The sequence below is a fragment of the Streptomyces sp. NBC_00237 genome (genome assembly GCF_026342435.1).
GTDB lineage: Bacteria > Actinomycetota > Actinomycetes > Streptomycetales > Streptomycetaceae > Streptomyces.
Genome location: NZ_JAPEMT010000007.1, coordinates 1 through 25369, shown reverse-complemented (window position 1 = coordinate 25369; position 25369 = coordinate 1). Strand labels below are relative to the sequence as shown.

Here is a 25369-nt window from a genome sequence, read left to right as displayed (position 1 = left end):
GCTCGATGAGATCCGGCGCTTCCCGCCGCGTTCTACGCCTGCGCGGGCAGTAGTTCCTCGGGCACCCCTTGCACGGCCGTCCACATGCGGTTCACCACAGGAAGGCCGTCCGGGTGTCTCTCTCGGTACTCCCGGACAAGCCGGTAGGGGTCTCCGTCGATCGCGTGCAACACAGTGCCGCCCTCGGCCACCACCGCGTCGGCGAGCAACGCCGCCACGGTCAAGGAGGAGTGCAGGGTCGTCACCGGCTCGTCGGTCGGCTGCGCCTGCGGAGGCCGACCGTCCAGCGGGTACAGCAACACGGTCCATGAGCCGTCCGGCTGCTCCTGGTGATAGGCCACGGCCGACACCTCGGCCTTCATCGCCTCATACGTCTCGCCGTCGGTGGCCAGACCGGGAGTACCGGATCGGCCCGCCACGTATCCGAGCCAATCAGCGTGCTCCAGCACGAAAGGGGTGTCGCACACCCCGGGAGCTACCGGTTTCCGTTGCGGCGTCCACGCCTCGTTCTTGCCCACACCTCGGAAACGACGGACCGGCCGTGAGGTGCCTCTGCATGTTGCCCAGCGCATCCTCCACGGTGCTGCCCGGCGACGGCAGCAGTCGGCGCGGGCGGTTCCGGCGGTCCGCGTCAGCGGACCCGAACGGATGCAGCCACGCCGCCAGGCGTGTCCGTTCGGCCCGACGAAGGAGGGCCTGGTCCGCGCCAGCGGACCCGGCCGCCGCGCGGGCCGCCGGCCCCGAAGGGGCCAGAAAGAGGGGCCGCGCCGCCAGGCGCGTCCACGGCCCGGTGCCGACGGCACCGGCCGACGAAGGAGGCCGGGGCCGGCGAGCACGCACCGGGCCACAACACCGCCACGCCGCCAGGCGTGTCCGCTACCGCCGCCGCGCACGGCGCCCCGCCCCCACCTGTGGGGGGGCAGGGCGTCCGGCGAGAAAGCTCAGCTCTGCTGGCTGGCCGCGACCTCCATCTGAAGGAGAACCCAGTCCGGGCCGCCCTTGGCGTAAACGAGACCGGCGTAAACCACGACCGCCTCGTCACCGGTCACTGCGCGAACGTCCTGTTCGGCCAGGAAAGCGTCGATCGATTCCAGCGGCTCGTCCGGGTAGCGGAAGGCGTCGATCAGACCGTGGATGCCGGACGGCTCCCCACCCTTCCAGAGCTGGACGCTGAAGGTGCGGAGCACCGGATCGAAGATCGGTCGCAGTTCAGCATTCGTTCCATCGAGCGCGATACGGGTGAGGTCAAGGGTGTTGAGATCCACTTTGGCTCTCCTCAGTTGAAGGTTCGGGGTCTGCCGTCCGGGGCTGCCATCCCCTTCCGACATCACTAATTCTGCCTTATCTGAGTGCCTGAGTCCACCTGAAACGGGGGTCCAGCGGGGTGATCTGGATCACACATTTCCGCAGGTCAGGGGCGGTTTCCGCCCCACCGGCGGCGGCCTGGTCGACGGCGTCCGCCACGGCTCCGCCCGGTGGGCGGGGGCTCCCCTCGGTCGGTCGGGCAGGCTCCGCCCGTACCCGGGTTCCGGTGGGGTTGCCAGGCTCGCGAAGCGACCGCGAAGCGGCCCCGGCCTGGCGGCCCCGCCGGGTTCCGGGTAGCCCTCCGGGTGACCGACCGGCCGAGGGGAGACCCCGGCCACCCCCCAACCCCAGCCACCCACCGGGCCGCACACGACGACGGAGCCCCCGCCCCCTTGGGAGTAAGGGCCCCCGCCGGAGGCGGTCCTTCCTGCTCTCCACCACGACCAGGTGCACCCCGGACTCCGCCTCGGCTGGCACGGACAGACCGGCGGTCCGCGCCAGCGGACCCGAACGGAAGCAGCCGCCCCGCCAGGGGCGCCCGTTCGGCCCGACGAAGGAGGGCCCGGTCCGCGCCAGCGGACCCCGGCCGCCCCGCGGCCGGACAAAGGGGTCGCGCCGCCAGGCGCGTCCACGGCCCGGTGCCGACGGCACCGGCCGACGAAGGAGGCCGGGGCCGGCGAGCACGCACCGGGCCACCAACACCACCACGCCGCCAGGCGTGTCCGCTACCGCCGCGGCGGCGCCGCCCCGCCTCGCGTGACCGAGGGGGGCGGCGTCGTCGGGCTTCCTGGCGGGGGTGTTCAGCTCGCCGGGCTGTCGGTGTCCTGGCTCTGCGGCGCGGATTCGACCGCGACCGGCTCCGTGTCCTCCCGTTCGGTGATCTTGGCGCGGACTTCCCCGAACCGGATTCCGGACCGAGCGCCGGACCCGACGAGTCGCACGAACCCGGCCTTCTCCAGGACCTCGTCCACCCCCTGCCAGATGGCGGCGGAGGCGGGGCCCTCGTTGAACGTCACGCCCTCGGGCGCGTCGATGAAGACGGCGGGGATGTCCTCGCGCACGGTGCCCCGGCCGTTCGCGTAGACCATGCGGGCCTGCCTCGACCCGTAGGCGGCGGTGACGATGACCATCTTCGGGCCGTTCGTGCGCTTCTTCGCCTTCGGCTTGGCCTGGGCGTTCTCGGGGATGTCCTGCTCCACCGGTACGGCGGCACGGTCGCAGTACGACCAGTGACCCGGGGTGCAGGTGGCCGGGGCCTGCGGGCTCCCGAGCCCCTTGCCCCACATCCGGCCGCAGCGCGGGCACTGCTTGCCCTCGTGCTCACCGGCCGCCGTGGCGTGCTCCCGGATCACCTCCAGCGTGCCGGTCCAGTCCTTGCCCACACCGACGGCCGTGCCGTTCGCGTCAACGGTGCGGACCTGGAAATGCAGGTCCGTGGCGTCTCGCCCGGTGACCATCCGCACCCGGTACGCCCGCCCGCATGTGCTGGTGAAACTCCACTCGCTTTCGGGCAGCTTGCGCACCTGCTCGCCCTCGACCAGCAGGGCCCGCAGGCGCTCGGGAATGTCGGCAGAGCCTTCGACCTCCGCCGGGACCTGCTCCTGGTCCTGGGGGCTGGCGGCGGTCACACCGTCCATGAGCGCCTTGGCGTCGGCGATGCTCGGCGTACGGTTCCGCTCCAGATAGCGCGCCATGTCCCCGGCGCTCATGCGCGTCTTGACGTCGGAGTAGTCCACCGGCTGCCTGCCAACGTGGCCGTCTTCGTACGTCGCATCTGCGACGGTCATGATCACCTTCGGAGAGCGCAGGTTCCACGCCACCGTAAGAGTCTTCTTGTTGACCCGCAGCACCTCGTACCACGATCCGCGGGAGCGCACGAAATCACCCTTCGTGAAGTCGTCGGCTCCCCACACCTTGAACCCCTCGGCCTCCGCCTTGGCCACGATCGACCGCCAGTAACCGACTTCCTCGGTGAGCTCGTCGCGCCGCCGCGAGAGCTCGACCACGACGGCCGGCGACAGGCGCACGGAATGGCCGTTGTTGGACTCCCCGCGCTGCCAGCGGACGACTCCGCGCAGGTCGGCTTCCTTCGTCTCGATCCGGCGCAGGGTCCGGGCCGGGTTCGTACGGTGCTCTGTGTACGCGCCTGACGCTTCCGCCCGCTGGGCCCAGTGCTTGGCGCGCTCTCCCTCGTTGATGGACTTGCGCATGGCGTTGTCCATCCGGGCATGGTCCCGCCGGGCCCGTCCCTCGCTGTGGTGCCCGACCAAGATCGGTTGCCCCATGGGAAAACGCTCGCTGATCTGCTTCGACCGCTGGTAAGACGCATCGGACGATGCGGTTGCACGGCTGGCCCGGTCCTCGAACCGCTCGGCCCGGCTCTCGGACCGCTGCTCGCGGTCGGCCTCGGCGTCCGCGAACGCGCGGCGCTCGTCCTCGTTGACCACGACGCAGACGGTGAAGCCCAGTTCACGAATCGCCGTCGCCGCCGGGTCGATCTTGTACCGGTCCGCCGACCTGTCCCGGGAGTGGTTGAGACCCAGGCATTCGAGCGAACGGAAGTACCGCCACCCGTACGGCCGGATCGCCTCGAAGATCCCGTCTCCCTTGCGCGAGCCCTCCAGAAGGGTGCCGTCGGCGCGGGTGTGGGTGATCACGACGTCCGCCTTCTCGGGCGGGCAGTCGCCCTCCCACGGCGGCGGCGGGAAGGTCGCGGCCACGCAGGCGGGGCACACGCGGGCGAGTTCGCCGCCGGAGTACAGCGGGGTGTCCTCGCGTCCGCACGCGGAGCACTCGCCGTCTCCGGCGAACGTGAGCGTCACGGTGCGGTACCGGTTGTCCACCGGCGCGGCCGTCTCGACCTGATGGGTTGTCACGGTTGCTCCCTGATGTTGAAGGTTCGGGGTCTGTCGTCCGGGGCTGCCATCCCCTTCCGACATCACTAATTCTGCCTTATTTACGGGTCCGGGTCCACCTGAAAAGGGGGTCCGGCGGGGTGATCTGGATCACACATTTCCGCAGGTCAGGGGCGGTTTCCGCCCCACCGGCGGCGGCCTGGTCGACGGCATCCGCCACGGCTCCGCCCGGTGGGCGGGGGCTCCCCTCGGTCGGTCGGGCAGGCTCCGCCCGTACCCGGGTTCCGGCGGGGTTGCCAGGCTCGCGAAGCGACCGCGAAGCGGCCCCGGCCTGGCGGCCCCGCCGGGTTCCGGGTAGCCCTCCGGGTGACCGACCGGCCGAGGGGAGCCCCCGGCCACCCCCACACCCCAGCCACCCACCGGGCCCCAACTTGCCCCGCGTCCGCGCCCCTTGGGAGTGAAGGGCCCCCGCCGGAGGCGGTCCCTCCTCCTGACCACCACGACCAGGTGCACCCCGGCGGCGGCGTCGCTGAGCGCCGATGGGTTCGGTCGGCACGCGTAGCGGGCCCGCCCCCGCGGAGCGGGGTGCCCCTCGCCGCCGTCGCGGAGCGACGGCACCCGCGCGAAGCGCACACTGCTGACCACCCCGTGCGGTGCGGAGCTCCGCACCTCGGGGCGAAGCGCCGACACTGCCACGGCCCGCGGAGCGGGCCGCACCGCTGCTGGTGCCGGAGGCACCGGCACTCGTCCGCCGGAGGCGGACCAACTCCCCGACGACCAGGTGCAGCCCGGACTCCGCCTCGGCCGGCGCGGACAGACCGGCGGTCCGCGCCAGCGGACCCGAACGGAAACAGCCACGCCGCCAGGCGTGTCCGTTCGGCCCGACGAAGGAGGGCCCGGTCCGCGCCAGCGGACCCCCGGCCCCGAAGGGGCCAGAAAGAGGGGCCGCGCCGCCAGGCGCGTCCACGGCCCGGTGCCGACGGCACCGGCCGACGAAGGAGGCCGGGGCCGGCGAGCACGCACCGGGCCACAACACCGCCACGCCGCCAGGCGTGCCCGCTACCGCCGCGACGACGCCCCGCCCCCGGCTGACTCGGCAAGGGGTGGGCGTCATCGCGGCATCTCTCGCTACCGGAGAGGGTTGCGGCGGCACCAACACCGGTGGTCCACGGTGGAACGAGTGTTGTTGTACGGCCAGAACTCCCGAATATCCGCCTGGGCGGCCTCGTCGGTGCGATAGCACCGCGAGTAGACCTGACTCCGGCTACTGATGGCGTTGCTGTAGTAGACGTTCACGTGGGGGGCGGGCGGCTCGACTGTGGCCGCCTGGACGAGTAGGACCGGCGTCCCCGGCCCGGCCCACATTCCCCATACGCCGCGCCCGTGGTGCGGGTTGTCGCTCAGCCAACTTGCGTGGATGCGGGGGGCTCCCGGCGCCGCCTCGCCCTCCTCGATGTCCACCACCATCGCGGGGTCGTCCCACTTTCCCCAGTTGTCCCGCGTGGTGATGACGTCGCCACGGCGGACGTGCGCGAGCGGCATCCAACCGGGCTCGGTGCTTCGCTCTGCGGTCGGGCGGCCGTGCGACAGGTACTCACCGGAGCACCCGGCATATTTGTTGCCGCCGGAGTGATATCCGGCGTACCCGGTGAACCGGGGGTCATCGCTGGTCGGGGCCTCATCGCCGCAGGTTCCGCAGGTAACGCGCCCTTCGCCGTAGTTCCAGTAAGGGCCATACCGGCGGACGTTCTCGCATCGGCGACAGTCAAGCGGTGTCTTGCTGCGCGGGTCGACGGGCGGGCACTGGGCGGAGTGTTCGATGGTGTACGGGGACGCGATGACCACTGGGGGAATCCTTCTGTCGTTGAAGCGTTCGGGGAGTAGGCGGGGGGCGTCGCCCCCCGCCCGACCGGACACGGCGTCAGATCACGCCAATGGCCAGCAGCCACGACGGCGAGCCGTGCTCACAGGTGCCGTCCGGCTCGACCCAGCACCCGTCGCGGGCTTCGGCTCCGCCTTCGGACATCCAGCTCTGCATCTGCTCGATGGACGGCATCCCCGTGCCGTCCCCGTTCTCGGGCTCCTGGTCCTCCTTCGCTTCGCGGGAGACGATCGGCGCCTGGCCCGACAGGTCGAAGGTGGTCATGTCCTCCGCCCACCACGGGGCGCCGCTGACCTGGAACGTCCGCTGCGTGAAGTCCTTCAGGCCCTGCTTGCTCAGCTCCAGCACACGGTCCGTCCAGCCCGTGACGCGCGGGTAAGCGCGGGCGTCGCTGAGCAGACAGGCGATCTTGTCGCCCACCTGCACGTCCTTCGTGTCGATCCATACGATTTCGACGGTCACGGTTGCTCCCTAGTGTTGAAGGTTCGGGGTCTGCCGTCCGGGGCTGCCATCCCCTTCCGACATCACTAATTCTGCCTTATTTACGGGTCCGGGTCCACCTGAAAAGGGGGTCCGGCGGGGTGATCTGGATCACACATTTCCGCAGGTCAGGGGCGGTTCCCGCCCCACCGGCGGCGGCCTGGTCGACGGCATCCGCCACGGCTCCGCCCGGTGGGCGGGGGCTCCCCTCGGTCGGTCGGGCAGGCTCCGCCCGTACCCGGGTTCCGGTGGGGTTGCCAGGCTCGCGAAGCGACCGCGAAGCGGCCCCGGCCTGGCGGCCCCGCCGGGTTCCGGGTAGCCCTCCGGGTGACCGACCGGCCGAGGGGAGACCCCGGCCGCCCCCACACCCCAGCCACCCACGGCCCGCACACGACGACGGAGCCCCCACCCCCTTGGGAGTGAGGGCCCCCGCCGGAGGCGCATCCCTCGACCTAATCCGTTTCATTGCAGCGCAACGCAATGCAATGAAACCTAATACCCCGGTTGCCCCGCGTGCCCGTCGCCGCCAAGACGTTCGTGCCGACCGTGAGCACTTCCGGCGGCGTCGCCGATCGGCGCGGGCGGTCCCGGCGGTCCGCGCCAGCGGACCCGAACGGAAGCAGCCACGCCGCCAGGCGTGTCCGTTCGGCCCGACGAAGGAGGGCCAGGTCCGCGCCAGCGGACCCCGGCCGCCCCGCGGCCGGGGTCCCCGAAGGGGACGAAGGAAGGGGGTCGCGCCGCCAGGCGCGTCCACGGCCCGGTGCCGACGGCACCGGCCGACGAAGGAGGCCGGGGCCGGCGAGCACGCACCGGGCCACCAACGCCGTCGCCCCGCCAGGGGCGTCCGTTCGGCCCGACGAAGGAGGGCCTGGTCCGCGCCAGCGGACCCCGGCCGCCGCGCGGCCGCCGGCCCCGAAGGGGCCAGAAAGAGGGGCCGCGCCGCCAGGCGCGTCCGCTACCGCGCCGCCGCACGGTCCCCGGCTCGGTCCGGGGGCCGTGCGGCACGGTTCAGCTGCGGCGGCGGCGGTCCAACATCTTCAGGACCACGCCCAGCGTGCCGACCACGACGAGTGCGGGGATGAGGTGCTGAATCAGCCACCACACGCCGTCAAGGCCGATCGCGCCCCCCACGAACAGGGCACCGATGCCGACAACGATGGCCAGTCCATACCGGCTTCCGTCGTTCTGGCGGGCGTTGTGGTTGTTGTTCCGGGGCATTGCGTGGCTCCTCGTTGAAGGTTCGGGGGCCGGGAGGGGCTGCCACCCCTCCCGGCGGGGGCTCGGCTAGCGGCGGACGGGTTCCAGGTTCTGGGGCATCCCGTGGTTGGCCACGAACTGCATGACGCCCTTGGGGGAGTGCATGACGACCGGGGGCTCACCCCTCTTGATCACGGCGATCCAGCCGAAGGAACGGCGCTCGGCGGCGTGCAGGTATCCGCGCTGCTGGAGTCCGAGCAGTGCCTTAGTGGCCTGCAAGTTCTCCTGCGCCTGCTCGGCGGTGGTGGGGGTGTTCCGCATCGCGTCTCCCGGTGTTGAAGGTTCGGGCCGGTGTCGGGAGGGACTGCCATCCCCTCCCGACATCCCTAATTCTGCCTTATTTAGGGGTGCGGGTCCAGCCTCTCGCGCCCCTCGTTCGGGTGACGTGGGTCACACGAGATTGCGGGCCTGGAGCACTCCGACGAACTGGCGGGCCACGGTGGCGACCTGGGCGCGCGGGCGGCGGACGGCCTGGAGCCCCAACAGGCGCTGTCCGCCGCGCTGGATGACGTACGGCTCGCCAACCGCCGGGATCGCAAGGGCAATGAGCCCTTCCGCCGTGTCGACGCGCACAACGGGCCCGTTGGTGACCGGATCGATGCCGTGCCCGACGATGACGGCCGGAACGCCGTGCTCCCTGGTCAGCTCCTCGCTGATCGCGCGGGCCTCGATGATGGCGGACGCCGTGGCGGCGTCGATGTCGGCGGGCTTCGCGGCGGGCCACTCGGGGGCGACGGTCTCGGGCTTGACGGGCTGAGTGCTCATGCTGTGCGTCCTTGCGGTGTTGAAGGTTCGGGGCTCGTCCGGGGCGGGCTGCCATCCCGCCCCGGACGGTGGGGCTCTTGCGGTTGCTTACTCGGTGTCGAGCGCCCGGCGGTGCAGCTCGGCGTACGCGAGCGACTGACGCGCCCGGCTGAGGCGCTTCCGCCGGTCGTCCGGGGCGTACGCGTCCAGCTCGCCCCGCGCGATGGCGTCGACCATCCACACCGGGAGGGTGCCGAACGCGATACGCGCGGCTTCGTGCAGCTCGGCGAGCGTCGCGACCTGGGTGATCTCCTCCGGGGTCGGAAGGGGGTTCTCCCGCAGGCACGGGCCGGTAAGACCGGTCTCCATGTGGCACGTCATGCAGACGCGGGCGACGTTGAACAGGTCGTGAACGATCACGCCGTCCACCCAGACGGCGTCGTAGGCGTCCACGATCCAGTGCTTCGCGGTCTCGGTGTTCACGTGGTCTCCCTGGTGTTGAAGGTTCGGGCCTGTCGTCCGGGGCTGCCATCCCCTTCCGACATCACTAATTCTGCCTTATTGGAGTGCCTGAGTCCACCCGGAACGGGGGTCCGGCGGGGTGACCTGCATCACATCTTTCCGCAGGTCAGCGGCGGTTTCCGCCCCACCCGCGCGGGCCTTGCCCGGCGGCCTCCGCCACAACTCCGCCCGGTGGGCGGGGGCTCCCCTCGGTCGGTCGGGCAGCTCCGCCGTACCGCCGGTTCTGCGGGGGGTGCCAGGCTCGCGCTTGCGCGACCGCGAAGCGGCTCGGCCTGGCACCCCCCGCAGGTTCGGTGGTAGCCCGAAGGGTGCCCGTCCGGCCGAGGGGAGCCCCCGGCCACCCCCCAACCCCAGCCACTTCCCGGCCCGCACACACACGACGAGCCCCCACCCCCTTGGGAGTAAGGGCCCGCCGGAGGCAGAAAATCGTGAAGCTCAGCCCCTCGTCAGAACGGGTCGCTGGCTGGCTTCTGCGCCGCCGGGGACGGGCTCGTTGTGGGTTTCGGCACGACGACCGGAGTTTCCTCTGCGGGCGTCTCTGCCCCGTCGTCGCCGGATTCCGCGGTGTCCTTCTTACCGGCTTCTACCGGTTCCTCCTCGACCTCCGGAGGCTCCTCCTCCCAGCCCTCGTACTCGGCGTCCGGTTCGCGCTCCGGGGTCGCCTTGACGGGCTCGACGTCCTTGCGGGCCGGCGGCGGGACGAAGGGGAGTTCCTTCTTGAGATCGACCGGCGGTTGCTGCTCGACCACCTCGTCCGGTTCTGCCTCCGGCACCGGATACCGCGGGGCAAGAGCCATCTGCACCGTCTGGGAAGAGTCCTCCGGGTGACCGATGGCGACGATGGCCTCGCCAACACCGAGCTCCCGTAGCTGGTTCGGGTGGACCTTGAAGCGGTCGACCTGGCGCAGGGAGCCGACTCCGGACCCTGCCGTGGTCGAGCCGAGAACTCCGATGTCCTCCTGGACCTGAAGCGTCTCCTCCCAGCCCTCGTACGTACCCAGTAGTTCAGCGACCTGTTCCGCGGACGCTTTGGTGCGGTGGAGGATCAGCACGTCCGCATTGGTGAGCACGGCCGCGAGGAAGGCGTCGGAGACATCGGCCAGGTCCGCCAGGTCCTGGGTGCACACGAACAGACCGCCGCCAGCTGCACGCAACCGCTGGAACAGGCCCGTCATCGTGCTGCCTCCGAGCCCGCTGAACTCATCGACCCCTGCGATGAACAGTCCGCCGTTCTCCCCGAAGTTCTCCGTCAGCAACCGATCTCCGACCGATCCGAGATCTGTCAGAAACAGGTTGCCGATCTGCCGCGCCGCCTTCGCGTCGGTGTTCGCCGCGAGGGAGAACAGGACGATGTCGCCGCGCTTGACCGACTCGTAGAGGTCGACACCGTCCTGCGTCTCGATCAGGACGCGGCCAGCGTCGCCCGACACCAGGTTCCGGATGCGGGTGGCCAGGCCCGGGATCGAACGCTTCAGATCCTTGGCCTCGGTGTTGAGGTAGCTCAGGTAGTCGCCCAGTTCCTTCTGCAGCCGGGGCGAGAAATGGTTCGTCCGGGAGCCGAGAGACTTCAGCGTCAGCAGACGGGCCAGGTCGGGAAGGTCGCGGCGCCAGGCCCGCATCGTCCCGTCGGGGAACATCTCCGTGACGTTTCCACGAACCAGATCGTCCAGCGCCCGGACGGCATACAGCAGGAACTCCTCGGCGGCCTCTCGGTGGTGCGGCTCGGAGAACCCGCCGCCGGCCACCTGGTCCAGGCACTCCACGATCCGGCTGCGGATCTGCTCGGCGGAACCGTGACGGATGGGGTTGTACGTCGTACCCGCCCCGGTGACCGTCACCAGTTTGAATCGGCGCCCCGCGTGATGCGCCCCTCCGGCCATCGCCTCGATCAGCATGGGGTCCGCCTTCATGTCGGCGAACAGAAACCCGATGCCCAGCGGCCGCGCGTGCGAACTGACGACCAGCTCGTACACCAGCTGCTCGATCGTGCGGGACTTCCCGTAGCCGGACGCTCCCGGAATGAACCCGTGTCGCCTCATCGCACGACCGCTGATCTCGCACGCCTCGCCGGTCATCCTGTCGACGCCCAGCCGGATACGCAGGTCGTCCAAACTCTGCGCCGGGGGACGGTCATCGTTCTGCGCGAGCTCCCGCAGCTTCGCCTCGATCCGCTTCTGCGGCACCGGGTCCTTCACCGTCCGCCACTCCGCCCGGAACTTCGCTCGTCGGATGAGCCACGCTCCACCGACCCCGGCCGCGACGGTCACGCTGAACGGAATCTGGTTGCCCACCCAGCTCACCCAGTTCTCCTGGGCCAGTTCTGCCAGAGCGGATCGGTTGGGGCTGTCCCAGATCGCCGTCCCCAGTTCGCGGTACGGCGCCAGGTACCACCGGAAGAAGCCGATCAGCGCACCGACGACCACGGCAATCCACCCGGCCCAGCACACCCAGTGTCGGGCTCGCGGCGGGAAGCGGCGGCCGGCGGCGACCAGGACCAGCACGAGAATCGCCGCGACCGGATTCAGGACGGCCAGGACCACCCCCGCCGCTCTCGCCACGGCCTCACCCGAGTTCGGGTTGATGGGCTGCGAACCCTGCCACTTCGTCGTAGGTCCGCCTGCGATGTTCCCTCGTGCTCGCTCGCTCCGTGGCGTGCTCACTCTGCTCCCCGTTCTTCTACATCCCAGAGGCGGACAAAGATCTTCTGTCCCCGCCCCAGCTCGGCCGAGGAAGCATTCGCTTCCTCCGCGGCCAGCTCCACGTTCTTCACCAGTTTCGGAAAGGCCCAGTACATGGCGTAACTGATGTGATCGGCGTTGACGTACAGCAGCATGTTCCTCACGAGACGCGGACGCGCCTTCTGAGTTCGCTCCAGCTCGTGTGCCCACACAGTTCCGTCCGGACGTCGACCCACCAGGTCCGGGTATCGGCGGCCTCGCCCGCTCTCTCCGGTCGTCACCGCGTAGGTGGGCTCCGTGCTCGCGTACTGGTTCGGTGTATCGCGAGCACGGATCTCCCGCTCGGTCACCAGCTCATCGTCCGGCCTGATGCCGTTGATGTACTGAGCCAGATCCACAACGGCCAGGTCGTGGTTGTACTCCTTGATGTTCGGCGTCCCTGCACTCCCAGGAATGTTCAGCAGTTCCGTCGCGGACTTCGTCAGCCAGAACACCTGAGCACGTCGTCCCGGAAGCTGGCCGGCGGACAACAGACCCATCTCCGTCAGCGCCCGAAGCCTGCGGTAGACCACCTGACGAGACGGCATAACTCCGCCCTCTCCCGTGAACTGCCGCGTGACCTGTTCCGCCGTTACGCCGTACCACCGACCGATCCACTCCAGGACCGGAACATCCCGTTCAGTAAGGCGCCAGTTCTTCCCCTTAGGCACCATCACTTCGCGGACTACAACCTCCACGACAACCAACTCCCACCGTTACTCGCGAACGCACGCCGTGCGGCACACGGCAAAACTCCGAGGTTCAAAACGGGCTCGCCCGCCCGCAGGGGCCGAGGAACGAGAGCCCCTGCCGTGGTGGCCGACGTAGGAGGCCACCACCAGATCAAAGCAGCCGACCCCGCCAGGGGTCGACCAAGGTCCGGCGCCCTGGTCGCAGACCAAAGGCCCCCAGGGGCCGACGTCTGCGACCAGGTGAACGCCGCCGGACCACCAAACGCCGCCCGGAGGGCGCCCACTTCAGTAACCCCGCCCCGCCCCGGCGGAAACTCCCCGACTTGCCTAACCCCCCACCACGGAGCGAACTCGACGGCTTGCCACTGGCTGAAGCAAGCGAACCAAAACCCACAAGACGCGGAACTCGCCACCGGTGGTGACGTGGCATCACGACGGCACAGATCAGAGCCCATCGCCGTCTGCACACCGACCCACCTCCTGGCGGCACCCTCCCGGCGAACCCGCCGCCCCACCAGAGCACGTACGCCCCGACCGGCTTCGAGTTTCGCTGTCCACCCCCGTCCAGTAACTCACCAGCGACAACTTGCAGACATCACTCCTCCGTACCCCCCACCGGCCCACCCTAGTTCTTAAAATCTTCTCTCTCTTCTCTTGTCTTTCGTCTTTGTCTTTCTCTTTTGTCCTTGTCTTTGTCTTTCGTCTTTGTCCTTCCTTCCTTCCCTCTCACTCACTCACTCTCCTTCTCTCATCTCCTCTTCAACCTCCATCACACTCAACCTGTGCTCCCCCCACCCACTCTGATCTGAACCCACGTGCTGCTTCCTGACCACCCACTTCCTGAGGGACGATGGGAGTGGGTGGTCAGGAAGCAGCACGTGGAAAAGGGCAGGTCAGAGTGGGTGGGGGGAGCACCCTTTGTCACACCCTGTTTTACACATGGTTTTACACCCTGTGGCAAACTCCGAGTTTGCTAGCAGGGTTCGCGCTGCCGAACTGGTGGGCGGCTACCCGGTGATACTCACCTAGGCGGCAGCACCCCACTTCGCCATGTACCGGCGCTCGCGCAACTCGGTGACCCTGGCCTTCTGCTGGGCCGGCGTCAGCTCACGGAAACGCGCCTTCCACTCGTCTCGACGGGTCGTCTTCTCCTCCGCGGGCAAACTCGCCCACCACTGCTCGCGACGGCTCTGGTCGGCCGCTGCACGCCTCTGTAGGGCCCTCTCCTTCTGCTCCTGCCAACGACGCTGCAGCTTCTCCCTGGTGGCCTCCCAGGACCGCGCGAAGGCACTCCGCTCCCTGTCGATCCGCGCTGCCGTTGCTGCCTTCCGCTTGGTCATAGACCGCAGTTCCCGGACGGCCTGACCCGTGAGCGCCCACCCCTTCCTTCCGGCCTGGGCGATGCGGAGCTTCCGGAGGACCTGGAGGCCGGTCTCGACGTTCTCCAGCTGTGCCCGGGTCGGTGTGGGGGTCGGGTGGTAGCCGCTGAGGGTGTGGAGCTGGGGGACCGTGAGGGGGCCGGGGTGGAGGGCCAGGGTCGTAGCGAGGCTGAACCAGGAGCGGCTGCGGGGGGCGGGGGTGTGACTACAAGGTGGGTCAGAAGTTTCAGCACGGAAGTCCAGGGTCAGCAGGTTCAGGCTGAACTCGTGTGACGCCTTGGGGCCCATGCTCTGGTCGTACGTCCGGGTCCGGATGAGGACTCCGTCCTCCACGAACGCGTCCAGGGCGGCCCGGATGGTGTTCCGGGACTTCCCCGTGTCGTTCTCCAGGTCGCGTTCTGGCAGCGGTCGGCAGGCCAGTCCCTGACGCGCCATGCGGTCCCCGATGGCCGCGAGGATGTGTTCCCTGCTGTGCCGGGTGGCGGTGGTCCAGGTCGGCCAGTGGAGTTCCCGTACGCCTGCCAGAAGCGGGCCTGTGACCTTCTTCCAGCGCTCGGACGGGGATTTCCCTGTCCGGCTGTTCCGGTGGTCGTCTACGTACTCGACAGCCGCGTTCCAGACGTGCTTCACCCACCACCGGTGGCCGCGCTTGCGGGCGCGAGAGAAACCGAGGTGTGCGGGGTCGCTGACCACTTGCCAGACGGCGTCAGCGTCAAACCCCGCGATGATGAGGCGAGCCGTAGAAAGGAGTTCGCTGAGAGACCGGTCCATCCAGTAATCGGTGCCGGGCTTACGAAGGCGCTCCCAGAACTCCCCCTCCGGAATCGTGGAGATACGACGCTGCCAGGGAGTTGCCGGAACTTCCTTTCGCAGAGTTGTGACCGGCCGGGTGTACTGGGGCATGTTCATGGCCCACGACGGCAGCGTGTTGGCAGCCCCCTCCACGAACTCGGGGAGGTCGACACGGCCGGTCTTGCGGTGCGGCGCGGAGAGCGGGCGGAGGGTACGGCGCCAGTCGATCTGGCGGGCCGTGGCACCCCAGTGAGCGCGGACGGTTTCCACCGTCGTCTTGAACTCGGCGCGTGCGGCCTGGGTGCGGAAACACGCGATCAGGTGCCAGCGGCCGGCGCCGCCGCCCGAACGACGGGTGAGGAACCAGCCGTCCAGTTCCCTGGCGCGACTGGTGAGGTGTTCGAGCGCGCTGGTGCTCCAGTCGTCGTCGTCGCCGTCAATGTCGACGGCGACCGCGCTTTCCCGGAGGGTGGCAACGTAGGAGGCTGCGCGGCCGGTGCGGACGAACTCGGCGGCTTCGCTGAGGAACTTCAGCGGCCGGTCAGTTGCCACCTTCGAGTTTCCGCTGTCGATGCAGAAGACGGGGGCGGCGAACAGGAGATCGTCCAGCAGCATGGCGGCCACGCGGGCTCGCTCGGCTGCGCTCTCGGTGTTGTTCTCCGTCTGCTGCCGGGGCAGGGACGAAGTGCTGGGGAGGGGGAACAGCGGCTCGGTGGCTGCCGCCCTGTGCGTACGGGGCTCGGCGGTGGGTACTCCCGTGAACGGCGCGCGTGACACACCGCTTTCGGGCAAGGAGGTGCCGGCCCGGGGACCTGTGGCTATGATGGTCTCCAGAACTGAACGACATCAGGCAGCACAAAGCCCGCATCGGGCGATGTCTCCGACGTCGATGGAAAAGGCCCTGATCAGCTCACTGGCGACCAAACCGATCGCTGACAGTGCCTTGGGATTCAGTTTTCGTTGGCCCCGCGGGTGAGTCCCCGGGGCGTGTATCAGCTACGTCGATATGCCCCCATGGCGACTACCCCGAGGGAGGGGTGCGTCCTGAGCCGAGTTGGACGGGCGCTGTGCACCCTCGATCCCCTCGATCTCCTTCTTCACCATCTCGGCTGTGCGCTTCCAGTCCAGCGGCACGTCGCCACGCAGCACCAGGTGCTCCACGACGGCGGTGATGAGACCGGCAGCAGCCAGGCGGGGGTGAATCTCCCGCAGCTTCGGGATCAGAGCCTCTGCCACCACCGGCGGCAGGTTGACGGTGATCCGCCAGTTCTCGCCGGAGGCAGGGTCATAGGCGCTCTCACGATTCGTGAGCATCCGCTTGTTCCCAGTCCCGGCCATGATCCGTATCTTGCCATCTCCGACCCCTTCCGTGCATCACGAATCACGCGTGTCGGAGCACTTTTTTCACGTCCGTCCCGCCCTGCTCAAAGCAGAATGTCCGGCCTTCGCCCTGTTCATGTCGGCTTGCCACTGTGGTGCCGGCGTGTCAACCACGGCGGGGCCTGTGTCCTTCGCGAGGGTGACGGCTCGTCACCCTCGCTCTCTGTGAGCGTTGGACCGGGTGTCGGCTCCTACCGGGGTGCTGCGGGCTGCCCTCGGCCTCGCGATGCCTCCGGACGTACGACGGTCCCCTCAGTGGGAAACCGAAGGGACCGTGATGCGGTGTCCAGGTCGCACGACTGGAATGCGGCTAGCCGTGCGCGGGGTTTCCGCGATGAAGTTCCCAGTCGTTGAACTCGTGTTGACGACCAGAGTTCCGGTGATCCAGTGGAAGCGCTCGTTCAGGAACCCAAGGCTGACGTGAGTTTCTGAAGATGAACGCTGAGCTGGTCAGTCGCTATCCCTCCGGGTGACAACCAACTGGTGGCTGCCGGGCACGTCGGCACGGACCCTCGTGACGAAACCCCGCCGTCGTAGCACCCGGTCGATCGCGGCGGCCATCGCCGCTTCGGTTTCGTCCTGCAGTTGCACGTCGGGGTGCTTGTTCTCCTCGCGGTCGATGGCGTCGGCGGCCTGCTTCAACAACTCCGCGCTGCACGCCCACCCCACGATGACGGCCGCCAGTTCGCGGGACTCCACGACGTCCACGCCGCCGCCGCCGCTGACCGGTGCGGAGGGAAGATCACTCAAGGGAAGGCCCGCGAGCTGAAGCGTGCGGTACACCTCGATCCGCAGGCCCTCGACATCGTCCACCGTGTTCTCCGCTCTTCCCGGCTCCCGTGTGCCGCTGCTGCGGCCCCCGGAGAAACGCTACTGGTCACACCGGTTTCTCAACAGCAGCGCACTGGTGCACGACTGCAGGAACCAGCCACCCGTCCGAGAAACCCGTTCCCTGTTCGTCGCGGGTGTCCGCCGGGTACGGTCTGCCCTATGCCGGACAACGCCCTCGCGCCCTTGCCGCTCACCATCCCGGGCTTGCCCACGCCGTGCTGCCTCGACGGCCGCGCCCTGATGACTACGTGGGTCGACGCCTACAGCGCGGCCGTGAACTCCGGCAAAGCGGCCCGGGAGGTGTACGACGCCGAGCTCGCGTGGACCACGCATCAACTGGTCGTGCACCGGCTGAACCCGCCCCGGATAACCGGCTGCCACAACTGCGCGGAGTGGGCGGCGAACCTGGAGCTGGGGCCGGACGACTCTCCGGACCTCGACCACCCCGTACAGTACGAAGCAGCCGAGCACGCAGTCCGCCACCAGGTCTTCGACCCGCTGGTGCGGCACTTCAGCGGCGGCAGCCGCTCCGCCTTCTAATCAGGACCCGTGAACATGCCCGACACCACCGCCGACGCTCGTGCACGGCAAGACCGTATGACGGCAGCCGGACTGACCGGCGCCGCTGCGGTGTGCGTCCTCCTCGCGGCCGGCTCGGGGCACCGGTGGCCGGTACTGGTCGCGGCGGGCGCGCTGATCGGTGCCGTGATGGTGTACCGCCGGGTCATGCGCGGTGCTTACGCGTACTGGGTCGCCTGGGCGGTGTCTCCCGTCCTGAGCCTGCTCATGCTGTGGGCCCAGCCCTCTGACCTCCGCGAGGCGGCTGCACTGCTCGCCCTGCCGTGGGCCGGACTGAGTGCTGTGGTCGCGCTCGTGCTGTTCGTACTGTGGCGCTCTCGCCGCGACGGTCACCTGGACTGGGTGGTGTGGCACCCCGACCTCGGCCTACTCCGCCGTGAGTCGACGCAGCGGGCGGCCCACGACTGGATCAGGCACTACGACGAAGAATGCCTGGCGGACCGTCTCGATCGGGCCCCGGAGCTCGCACGGCTATCGCCGCTCTACCCGTACGCGGACCGCCCGCTGAAACAAGCCGACCGGCCGCAGGAATCGCTGTGACACAGCCTCAGGAGGGCGGAACGAGGGACCGAGCCAAGGCCGGGGTCGCCGCCTTGGGCGCCACCGCTCCCGACTGGGACGCGGTGGACGCGCTCCTAGAGCGCCGGGGCCAGGACGCGGCCGTCGTGACCACAGCACTGGCTTACCTGACGGCCTGCGCCGAGTGGCGCGAGCAGAGCAGCCGCATCGGTGTGCATCTGGACCGGCATATGAGCCGGTGGCAGCGTACCGAGAAGCTGCTCATACACCGGCTGCGTCGGCGGGCCGTGCTCAGTGCCGCCTCGCTCGGCGTCCGGCGGGCGCGGTGGCAGCAGGCCCAACGGATCGTGGCCGCGCTCGACGTCCGCGGGTACGGCGTCTACACGATGGAGCGCGAGGAAGCGCTGCACGCCTGCGGGCTCATTGCGCTCGGCGTCGTCCACCATTTGGTGACTGGAGCGGCCCTGCCTGCCATCTGCTCGACCAGCACCGAGTGGGCCTGACGGCAGGGACAGGCCCACTGCCAGCACCCTCCGGTGGACTGGTCACACGTCCCCCGGGTCGAGCACGTGGCCCCACGGCCGCGTGCGGTGCCGAAGCGGCCTCCGGGCCGGTCCCTGCCCGGCCCGTTCGTACGACATGGGCACGGTGTGCGCAATGTCGAAGGGGACCGTCGACCCCTCCCTCTCGCGGCTGTGCGAGTCGGTCTATGACCGGTGAAATCGGCGCCCGGGTCCGATATTCTCGCGTCTTAAGACGCGAGAATGGGAGAAGCGATCATCACGTCAGCAGCGAAATCCGAGGGGCCCGCCGAGAACGCGACGCTCAGCAGCGTCGGAGCCGCCATCACCGGGGCCCTGGCCGTTGGCTGGGAGGCGATCCGCCACCACCATCCCGACGTGCCGGACGCCGTGGTGACGATGGGAACCCGGCACCGGAAGCCGCTCTTGGCGCACTTCTGGGCCCAGCAGTGGAGTCTTATCGGTGGCGACAAGGTCCCGGAGGTGTGGATCGCCGCCGAGGGCCTGGCACGCGGCGCCGCCGACGTGGTGGGCAGCCTGCTGCACGAAGCGGCGCACGGACGGTGCTCCACCCGCGGGGAAGAGGACTGCAACGCCGCGCAGTACCACAACAAGTTCTTTCGCGACTCGGCCCAGGTCCTGGGGCTCACCGTGGAGCGCTCGGAGCGCAAGGGCTACTCCGTCACCTCAATCACGGACATCGCACGGCAGCGCTACCGCGAGCAGATCGCCGCGCTGGAGGCGGCGATCCGGGCGGAGCGGACGATCCCGCCCTCGGGCGCCACCGCCACCGGCGGGCAACGCAGGAACACCAACTACCGGCCGGCGAGCTGCCAGTGCCGTCCCGTGCGCACCCTGCGGGCGGCGGCGGGCACCTGGGAGGGGCCGCCGGTCATCTGCGGCGGGTGCAACAAGCCGTTCGTGATGACGTCCTAAGCCGCGAGACGCAGAGACAGCGTCGCGCTCTGCTCCCAGTCCGGGACGCTGTCGACGTACTCCCAGAAGGCCCGGCTCTTGGGTGCGTGACGGGAGTGGATGGCGACCTGGTGTGGTGGCTTCTTGCTGCGCAGGGCGGCCTGGATGAACCCGCGCCTCATGCTGTGCCCGGTGATGCGGCGGCCCTGCTGCAGGGCACGGCGGAGGCGGAGCCGCCATCCGGAGAGAATGCTGCTGGCCTCGGCCTCGCTGTCGGTCGCCGCCGCGGCGGCGACCGCCTCCGCGCGGTCTTCCCAGACCTCGGCGACCGCCCGTTCGTCCTCGTCCTTGATGAGCCCGGCCGCGCGGGCAGCCGTCTTGATGATGGTCCGCACGGTCCGGGCGGTGATGCCGCCCTGGCGCTCGGCGTCGTCGTTGCGGCGGCCGGCGGCGTCCGCGCCGATCTGCCCGTGCCGGTCGATCCGCCGGAGGAGAGGGCCGTCCGTGAGCTGCCCGGCGTTGGCGAGGACGTCGAACCACCGGCGCACGGCGGTGACCGGGCACAGCTCCGGTGCGTCCAGGGGCGCCAGGATGCGGACGGTCTCGCCCTCGGCGTCCTGGTCCGCCTTGGACTCCCTGACCTCGACCTCCAGCGCGGGCACCTCGTGGATCTCGCCGGTCTCTTCGTCCGTGAGCTCCACGGTGAGGATGCGGATGTCGTGGGTGTTGAGGGCGGCCGGCTCGCTGCACCGCCCGGCCATCCACCAGTCGAGCACCAGCGTGACCGCGTCCCGCGCCCCGCGCGGGGTGCTCACGTTCAGGGTGGCGACCATGCGCCGCAGGTCTTCCGGGGTCACGCCGTCCGCCTTCAGCGGGCCGGGACGGACGCCCCCGAGCCCCTTCGCCTCGTGCTTGGCGCGTCCCCGGATGACGCCCTCAATCGCCTTCAACTCCTCGGCGTCCAGCGGCGATCCATCCAGCGCGCGCATCCCGCGCAGGGTGCCCGACATCGCTTGCAGCGTCTTGACCGGGTGCCCCCGGTCGGCCAGGGCTGCGATGAACGACGCCACGGCGCCGCGCTCGGCGGTGTGCCAGTCAACGTCGCTGCACCACTGCGCGTACTCCTGCCAGCGCCAGGCCCGCGCGTCCCGGCTCGACCGCGGGACGCTCTTCTCGAACCACTTGGCAGCGGACGCCGACAGGCGCATTCCGGTCCTGGTGGTCACCGTCTCCATCTGCCGGGCAATGGGGCGAGACGGCGGAAGGGCGATGTCAGTGCTGGTCACGGCAGGGGCCTCCGGGTCTTACTTCCGTTTGGGGCGGGTCGGCGAGAGCATGGCGCGTACGGCTGCCGCCGCGTCCTGAGCGGCCTGGTGGACGGCCTCGGCGCCCGTGCCGGACGCCCGGGTCATCACCTTCAGCGCGTCCAGCAACTTGGCGACGGGGTCCGGGGTGCCGTTGAGCGGCTGGGCTCGGTAAACCAGCACGGCTTCGCCCGGGTCGGACGGCAGCGTGGCGGGGAAGGTCTCGACGTCCATCCGACCGGCGCGGTAGGCGAATCCGACCTCCAGCCGACGTCGTCCTTCCGGCAGGCCGGTCAGGTCGAACTCCTCGCCCTCCAGCAGCAGTTCCACCAGCGGGAAGACGGCGATGCCACGGCCGTGCCGCAGTGCGGCGTGGACCCGGGTCTTGACCGCTTCGGCCTCAGGCCCCCACTTCTGAGGGCGGGCCTGCTCGTAGGTCTGGCTCACCTGCCCGTGCCTTCCGTGCCCGGGGTGCCGTTGTTCAGGGTGCGCATCTTTTCCTGCACTTCCGCGGCGGTCAGCCGGATCAAGCGGTCCCCCCGGAAGGGCTCGTCCGACGGGGAGGGGAGAGGGAGAACTGTGGTGGGAGCATCCGCTGGTACGTCCGGTCTGACGTACACCAGCTTCACCGCGTCGGTCAGGGCATCGTGCCGTGCGGCACCCCGGGCGACGCCTTCTAGGCAGGCCGTCAGCTTCCGGGCCTGCGCGCTCAACGGCGCCCCGGCTGCGGCCAGTCGACCCAGCTCGGCGGCCTCGGCGGCGATCTCCTCGGTGAGACGCTGCACGTTCCCGGCGACCGTGGCGATCTGCTCGTCCAGCCGGTCCCGCCCGGCCTCCGCCCGGGTGTACGGGGCGGTCACCTCGCGCCCTGCCGGTCGCGGACGGCCCGGATCGGGGCACACCGCCCGCAGGTCTTCACCGAGCACACCGGAGTGTCCCCCGACCGCCACCGGAACTCGTGACAGTGCTGGTCACGGCTGGTCTGGGGCACCTGATCCAGGGCCGTTCGGATCGTCTCGCGGGCCTCGTCCAGAGCGGCGGGCCGGCTGGGGGCCTCCTGCAGAAGCTCCAGCGCCCGGCTCAGGCTCGCCCGGCCGGATGCCAGGCCAGGCAGCTCGGCGAGCGGGACCAAGTCCTCGTGCTGGGCGTCCGCCGCGTCGGCCTCCATGCACCACCGGCCGTACGGCATCAGCCGGTCGGTCATCAGCCGCTCTCCTCGTCGGGCGCTGGAACGTCTTCCTCACTCAGGCGGTCAGGTTCCAGCCAGAAGGAGAGGATCGGCGGGTTCTCGTCGGGGAAGAAGTGCTGGACCACCGTCTCCCGCAGTGTGGTGCGTGTATCCCCTCGCCTGGCGAAGACCAGGCCGGTGACGCTCGCCATCCCACGCCGGCGTTGAACGGTGAGGATGAAACTCCACGGAACACCGCTGGGCTGGGCGCCTTCGGTGGTGCTGTCGGCCGACCCCAGCACCCTCACGTCGGGCGGGAACCAGTCCTTCCGTCGAAGGATTCGCTGGAGGCCAGGACCACGCGGCTCCGTCACTTGTCGTCCGCCTCCGGTCGCTCGACGGTGAACTTGACGCGCTGGACGCCGAAGTCATCCGTGACGGCCAGCTCCTCGTACGCGATGCCAGCGGCGTCCAGTTGAGCCCGGGCCAGGTCGACGGCGCTGGTCTTCCCGCTGTTCAGCGGGCCCATGAGGACGGCCCCCTCGGCGCCGTCCAGGACCGCCACCGGTCCGCCACCGAACAGCTCGGGCGATACCAGGGGCTGGACGGACACGGTCTTCTCCTCGCCGCCCCGGGCAATGCCCGCGCGGTCGACCCCGTGGTGGTCCACCCGGTGAGGTCGCCCTGCGGGTCGGTGTCGACCAGGCCGGGTGGACCGACCCTCGCGGGCGAGCTGGTCGAGCAGTTCGGGGCCGCTGACGCCGCGGCGCTCGGCCTCGACCTCCAGCAGTCGCTGAACCTCCTCGGCCGACCGGCCCGGCTCCTCGGCCTCGCCTCGCTCCGGCATCGCCGCCCCCTCCGGTAGTTGTCAGCGCCTGTTGTAGGCGTCTGCAAGCGCGCTGTTTCTGATTTCCGCTAAGGAGACGGTATAGGAAATCAGGCACCGGGTGAGGGCGGACGGTGTCGCCCGGACGGGTATTTCGACTGCCTAACGGTTCTGTGAGAGCGATTCTCCGCTCACCCCCTCCCGGCGCGGATTTCCGGCGCGGGCTCGCGGTGGTGCCCGGACGAAAAGACAGCGGCAACAAGCGGCGATGGCGTTCTTCGCCCTGCGCCGTTCTCCGGGTGTCTGGTTTCGTATGTGTAGTCCCCTACCCTGAAACGTAATGTCGCACTCAGATCGCCGCGTGTCGCATCGTTCCTGATCAGACCCGGTATAGATTCAATTTCATTACGTTTCATTGCATTACATTTCGTTTCATTGCATTGCGATCTTGAAACGGAATAGACTACACTCCGGAGTCGGAGCGGTACGGACGCTCCGCCGGGAGCCGGTTTCCTGTCGGTGCTACGTGAGACCGTGAGGCGCCTGGGCACCGCCGAGTGCAAGGGGAGGAATCCGAGGGTGAAAAAGAAACCGCCGCCGTCACCGCGCCTGGCCGCCGTCACGGTGATGGACCCGGAGCTGGGGAAGAAGGACCGGGCCCTCCTGGAGCGAGCCGAACAGCATCCCCGCTCGTACAGCGACGGCGAGATGAGCGTCTGGTGGGCCACGGCTCCGCGTCTGCTCCGACCCGGTGCCGCCGTCGCCGCCCTCGCGGGCGGAGCCTGGATCACTGGGGAAACCGAGTGGTACAAGCCGAGCCCCCACGACGGCGGGGACACCATGAACGACCTCATCGGACGAACAATGCAGGACGGCTTCGACTACGTTCACGCGGCCCTCGTCTACGCCTGGCCGTTCGGGGCCGCGGCCCTCGCGTTCATGGCGTGGGGGTACGCGGCGGACGCAGCCTCGCGGAACAAGTCGGCGCGCCGGCTGGCCGAACTTCGGAGTCGGTGTGTCCGGCCCGGGGAACTGAACGACGACGCCCGCACCCTCCTCGCCCGTGCTCAGCAGGCGAAGAAGGCTGTACGCACCTCGGCGGTGCACCGATTCGACCTCATCGACCGGCAGCACAATGAGGTGTCCCTCCCCCGTCAGGAGTGGGAGATCGCGGAGGCTCTGCGGGAGTACACCCGGCTGGTGAAGGCCGAGCCTGCCAACCCCGAAGGGGGCAAGGTGACCGCGCTGCTCAACACCCGGCGCCGGGCCCTGCGGGCGAGCCTCGACGGGATCACCCGGCGGGTCACGGCCCTGGAGTCGTACGCCGAGCAGGTGGCGAAAGCGGATGACCGCTACCGCGAGTTGCAGCAGATCCAAGCACTGACCGACGGCAGTGACGACGTCCTCGACTTCCTCGCCCGCACTGCACGCGACGACCTCGCCGTTGCCGAGATCGAAGGTATGACCGGCAAGGCCGCCGCCGTCGCCGACGCCTTCACCGTGGCGCTCGAATCCGCCAAGGAAGCCGCCGTCATCGCCCTGCCCGCACGCAAGACCGCCTAGGAAGAAACAGCAATGACCGACCAGACCAGCGAGGACACCACCGCCGTTCGTCTCTGCGCGTTCCCCGCCGGCTGTAGCCGCCCGGTGAAGGCAAGGGAGCCCGGCAAGTCGGGAGCGCGGGCGAAATACTGCGATGACCCAGACCACACGTCGCTGAAGGCTCTGCGGTGGCGTGAGGCCAACGGCAAGGACGAACGGGGCAAGCCCGCTGGGCATGTCGTGCCCGACGATCTGTCCTCGCTGCCCCACAGCGCGGCGCTGGCTGAAGCTCAGGTCACGGAAACCAGTCTCCGGTCCCTGATGACTCAACTCCTCGAAGTCCTCCCCCAGCATCGTGCGGCGGTCGCAGCTGCGGGCGATCCGGAGTTGGCGAGCGTGCAGGTCGCCAACGCACAGGCGGCTGCCCAACTCCGAGTCGCTGAGGCGGAAACGAAGTACGGCACCGAGCTTGAGCTACGGCTTGCTGCTGAGTCGGAGCAAGAGCGTCTGCAGGGGCTCCTCGAAGAGGCCCAGGAAGCCGCGACTGAGGCCGACGAACTCCGTGGGCAAGCCGACGCCCAGAAGGAAGAGGCGTTGGCCGCCGCTGTGTCGATGTTCGCCCTGGCTGCCGTCTCCGTGCGGGCCCAACAGGCTACCGAGCACGCATCCGCGGCGGCCGTTGCCGCTGCGGACAAGCGTGTGGAAGAGGTAGAGGAACGCACCCGCGCGGAGATCGAGCAGATCAGGACCGAGACGAACGGCGAGATCGAAGCGGCCCGGACGGCGGCCGAAGAACGGATCGAAGAGCACCGGGTCCAGTTCGAGAAGGGCGCCACCGAACAGATCGCCGCCGCCCAAAAGGACGCGAAGGAGAAGGTCGCCGCCGCCCAAAAGGATGTCGAGACCATCGAGCGGACCACCAGGGAACGCGTCCAAGAGCTCCAGACGGAGACTGCTCAGCACAAGGCAGAGGCGGAAGCCGCGACTGCACGGGTCTCGGAGGCCAAGCAGGAGCGGAAGGACCTGATCCAAGAGCACCTGAACGATCGCAACAGCCTGATCGAGCAGCACAACAAGGAACGCGGCGAGCTGGTCAAGCAGCACAACGACGACCGTGACCGTCTGCTCGAACAACTCCAGGCCAGTCAGAAGTTCGGCG

The 25369-nt window shown here is 69.4% G+C and carries 26 protein-coding genes and 1 pseudogene; 7 read left to right on the top strand and 20 right to left on the bottom strand.

All coding sequences use genetic code 11. From position 1 onward, the window contains the following. Nucleotides 1-32: 32 nt before the first annotated feature. From OG897_RS39530 to OG897_RS39465, 14 genes are all read right to left on the bottom strand, one after another. Nucleotides 33-449: a hypothetical protein gene (locus OG897_RS39530; protein WP_266665118.1), complete on the bottom strand. Its 417-nt coding sequence runs from the start codon at nt 447-449 to the stop codon at nt 33-35. Between the two features lie 492 nt (nt 450-941). Next, nucleotides 942-1265, bottom strand: coding sequence for a hypothetical protein (locus OG897_RS39525; RefSeq protein WP_266665116.1), 324 nt, complete (start codon nt 1263-1265; stop codon nt 942-944). 840 nt (nt 1266-2105) lie between these two features. Beyond that, nucleotides 2106-4181, bottom strand: coding sequence for a DUF3560 domain-containing protein (locus OG897_RS39520; protein WP_266665114.1), 2076 nt, complete (start codon nt 4179-4181; stop codon nt 2106-2108). 1107 nt (nt 4182-5288) lie between these two features. Further along, complete coding sequence (locus tag OG897_RS39515; RefSeq protein ID WP_266665112.1) at nt 5289-5702, bottom strand: hypothetical protein; 414 nt, start codon at nt 5700-5702, stop codon at nt 5289-5291. A gap of 379 nt (nt 5703-6081) precedes the next feature. Continuing rightward, nucleotides 6082-6504, bottom strand: coding sequence for a hypothetical protein (locus OG897_RS39510; protein WP_266665110.1), 423 nt, complete (start codon nt 6502-6504; stop codon nt 6082-6084). Nucleotides 6505-7530: 1026 nt separating this feature from the next. After that, nucleotides 7531-7740, bottom strand: coding sequence for a hypothetical protein (locus OG897_RS39505; protein ID WP_266665108.1), 210 nt, complete (start codon nt 7738-7740; stop codon nt 7531-7533). A 66-nt stretch (nt 7741-7806) separates the two neighbouring features. Further along, nucleotides 7807-8040: a hypothetical protein gene (locus tag OG897_RS39500; protein WP_030795585.1), complete on the bottom strand. Its 234-nt coding sequence runs from the start codon at nt 8038-8040 to the stop codon at nt 7807-7809. 129 nt (nt 8041-8169) lie between these two features. Then, nucleotides 8170-8544, bottom strand: a complete 375-nt coding sequence (locus OG897_RS39495; RefSeq protein ID WP_266665106.1) for a hypothetical protein — start codon at nt 8542-8544, stop codon at nt 8170-8172. Nucleotides 8545-8631: 87 nt separating this feature from the next. After that, nucleotides 8632-9006 carry a hypothetical protein gene (locus OG897_RS39490; RefSeq protein WP_124286930.1) on the bottom strand — a complete coding sequence of 125 codons (375 nt, stop codon included), beginning with the start codon at nt 9004-9006 and terminating at the stop codon, nt 8632-8634. Between the two features lie 485 nt (nt 9007-9491). After that, a complete protein-coding gene (locus OG897_RS39485; RefSeq protein WP_266665104.1) occupies nt 9492-11603 on the bottom strand; it encodes a hypothetical protein in 2112 nt (703 codons plus the stop codon). 98 nt (nt 11604-11701) lie between these two features. Further along, nucleotides 11702-12460, bottom strand: a complete 759-nt coding sequence (locus tag OG897_RS39480; protein WP_266665102.1) for a replication-relaxation family protein — start codon at nt 12458-12460, stop codon at nt 11702-11704. A 1019-nt stretch (nt 12461-13479) separates the two neighbouring features. Then, nucleotides 13480-15402: a hypothetical protein gene (locus OG897_RS39475; protein WP_266665100.1), complete on the bottom strand. Its 1923-nt coding sequence runs from the start codon at nt 15400-15402 to the stop codon at nt 13480-13482. A gap of 219 nt (nt 15403-15621) precedes the next feature. Continuing rightward, nucleotides 15622-15963 carry a hypothetical protein gene (locus tag OG897_RS39470; protein WP_266665098.1) on the bottom strand — a complete coding sequence of 114 codons (342 nt, stop codon included), beginning with the start codon at nt 15961-15963 and terminating at the stop codon, nt 15622-15624. 492 nt (nt 15964-16455) lie between these two features. Continuing rightward, the gene (locus OG897_RS39465) at nt 16456-16818 is read right to left on the bottom strand and encodes a hypothetical protein (RefSeq protein WP_266665096.1); all 363 of its coding nucleotides are present in this window, start codon (nt 16816-16818) and stop codon (nt 16456-16458) included. A 177-nt stretch (nt 16819-16995) separates the two neighbouring features. Here OG897_RS39465 and OG897_RS39460 point away from each other — a divergent pair, with 177 nt between their 5' ends. The 4 genes from OG897_RS39460 to OG897_RS39445 all read left to right on the top strand — a co-directional run bounded on the left by OG897_RS39460 (nt 16996) and on the right by OG897_RS39445 (nt 19391). Next, nucleotides 16996-17376, top strand: a complete 381-nt coding sequence (locus OG897_RS39460; RefSeq protein WP_266665094.1) for a hypothetical protein — start codon at nt 16996-16998, stop codon at nt 17374-17376. Between the two features lie 15 nt (nt 17377-17391). After that, nucleotides 17392-17955: a hypothetical protein gene (locus tag OG897_RS39455; protein ID WP_266665092.1), complete on the top strand. Its 564-nt coding sequence runs from the start codon at nt 17392-17394 to the stop codon at nt 17953-17955. Then, nucleotides 17952-18437: a hypothetical protein gene (locus OG897_RS39450; RefSeq protein WP_266665091.1), complete on the top strand. Its 486-nt coding sequence runs from the start codon at nt 17952-17954 to the stop codon at nt 18435-18437. The genes OG897_RS39455 and OG897_RS39450 overlap by 4 nt, the downstream gene beginning before the upstream one ends. Before the next feature lie 261 nt (nt 18438-18698). Next, nucleotides 18699-19391, top strand: coding sequence for a hypothetical protein (locus OG897_RS39445; RefSeq protein ID WP_266665090.1), 693 nt, complete (start codon nt 18699-18701; stop codon nt 19389-19391). Here the strand turns inward: OG897_RS39445 and OG897_RS39440 are convergent. The 6 genes from OG897_RS39440 to OG897_RS39415 form a co-directional block, all read right to left on the bottom strand. Next, nucleotides 19388-20656, bottom strand: a complete 1269-nt coding sequence (locus OG897_RS39440) for a hypothetical protein (RefSeq protein ID WP_266665089.1) — start codon at nt 20654-20656, stop codon at nt 19388-19390. The genes OG897_RS39445 and OG897_RS39440 overlap by 4 nt on opposite strands. Before the next feature lie 18 nt (nt 20657-20674). Further along, nucleotides 20675-21121, bottom strand: coding sequence for a hypothetical protein (locus OG897_RS39435; RefSeq protein ID WP_266665087.1), 447 nt, complete (start codon nt 21119-21121; stop codon nt 20675-20677). Beyond that, entirely contained in the window at nt 21118-21534 is a 417-nt protein-coding gene (locus OG897_RS39430) for a hypothetical protein (protein ID WP_266665085.1), read from the bottom strand. Before OG897_RS39430 ends, OG897_RS39435 begins: the two co-directional genes overlap by 4 nt. Further along, the gene (locus OG897_RS39425; protein WP_266665083.1) at nt 21531-21878 is read right to left on the bottom strand and encodes a hypothetical protein; all 348 of its coding nucleotides are present in this window, start codon (nt 21876-21878) and stop codon (nt 21531-21533) included. The genes OG897_RS39430 and OG897_RS39425 overlap by 4 nt, the downstream gene beginning before the upstream one ends. Continuing rightward, complete coding sequence (locus OG897_RS39420; RefSeq protein ID WP_266665081.1) at nt 21878-22054, bottom strand: hypothetical protein; 177 nt, start codon at nt 22052-22054, stop codon at nt 21878-21880. Before OG897_RS39420 ends, OG897_RS39425 begins: the two co-directional genes overlap by 1 nt. A gap of 158 nt (nt 22055-22212) precedes the next feature. Then, entirely contained in the window at nt 22213-22455 is a 243-nt protein-coding gene (locus OG897_RS39415; protein WP_266665079.1) for a hypothetical protein, read from the bottom strand. An 81-nt stretch (nt 22456-22536) separates the two neighbouring features. Between OG897_RS39415 and OG897_RS39410 the strand changes: the two genes are divergently transcribed. From OG897_RS39410 to OG897_RS39400, 3 genes and pseudogenes are all read left to right on the top strand, one after another. Beyond that, the gene (locus OG897_RS39410; RefSeq protein WP_266665077.1) at nt 22537-22707 is read left to right on the top strand and encodes a hypothetical protein; all 171 of its coding nucleotides are present in this window, start codon (nt 22537-22539) and stop codon (nt 22705-22707) included. 540 nt (nt 22708-23247) lie between these two features. Next, nucleotides 23248-24231, top strand: a complete 984-nt coding sequence (locus tag OG897_RS39405; protein ID WP_266665075.1) for a hypothetical protein — start codon at nt 23248-23250, stop codon at nt 24229-24231. Between the two features lie 12 nt (nt 24232-24243). Beyond that, nucleotides 24244-25369 (top strand): annotated as a pseudogene (locus tag OG897_RS39400) (hypothetical protein); the annotation flags it as partial.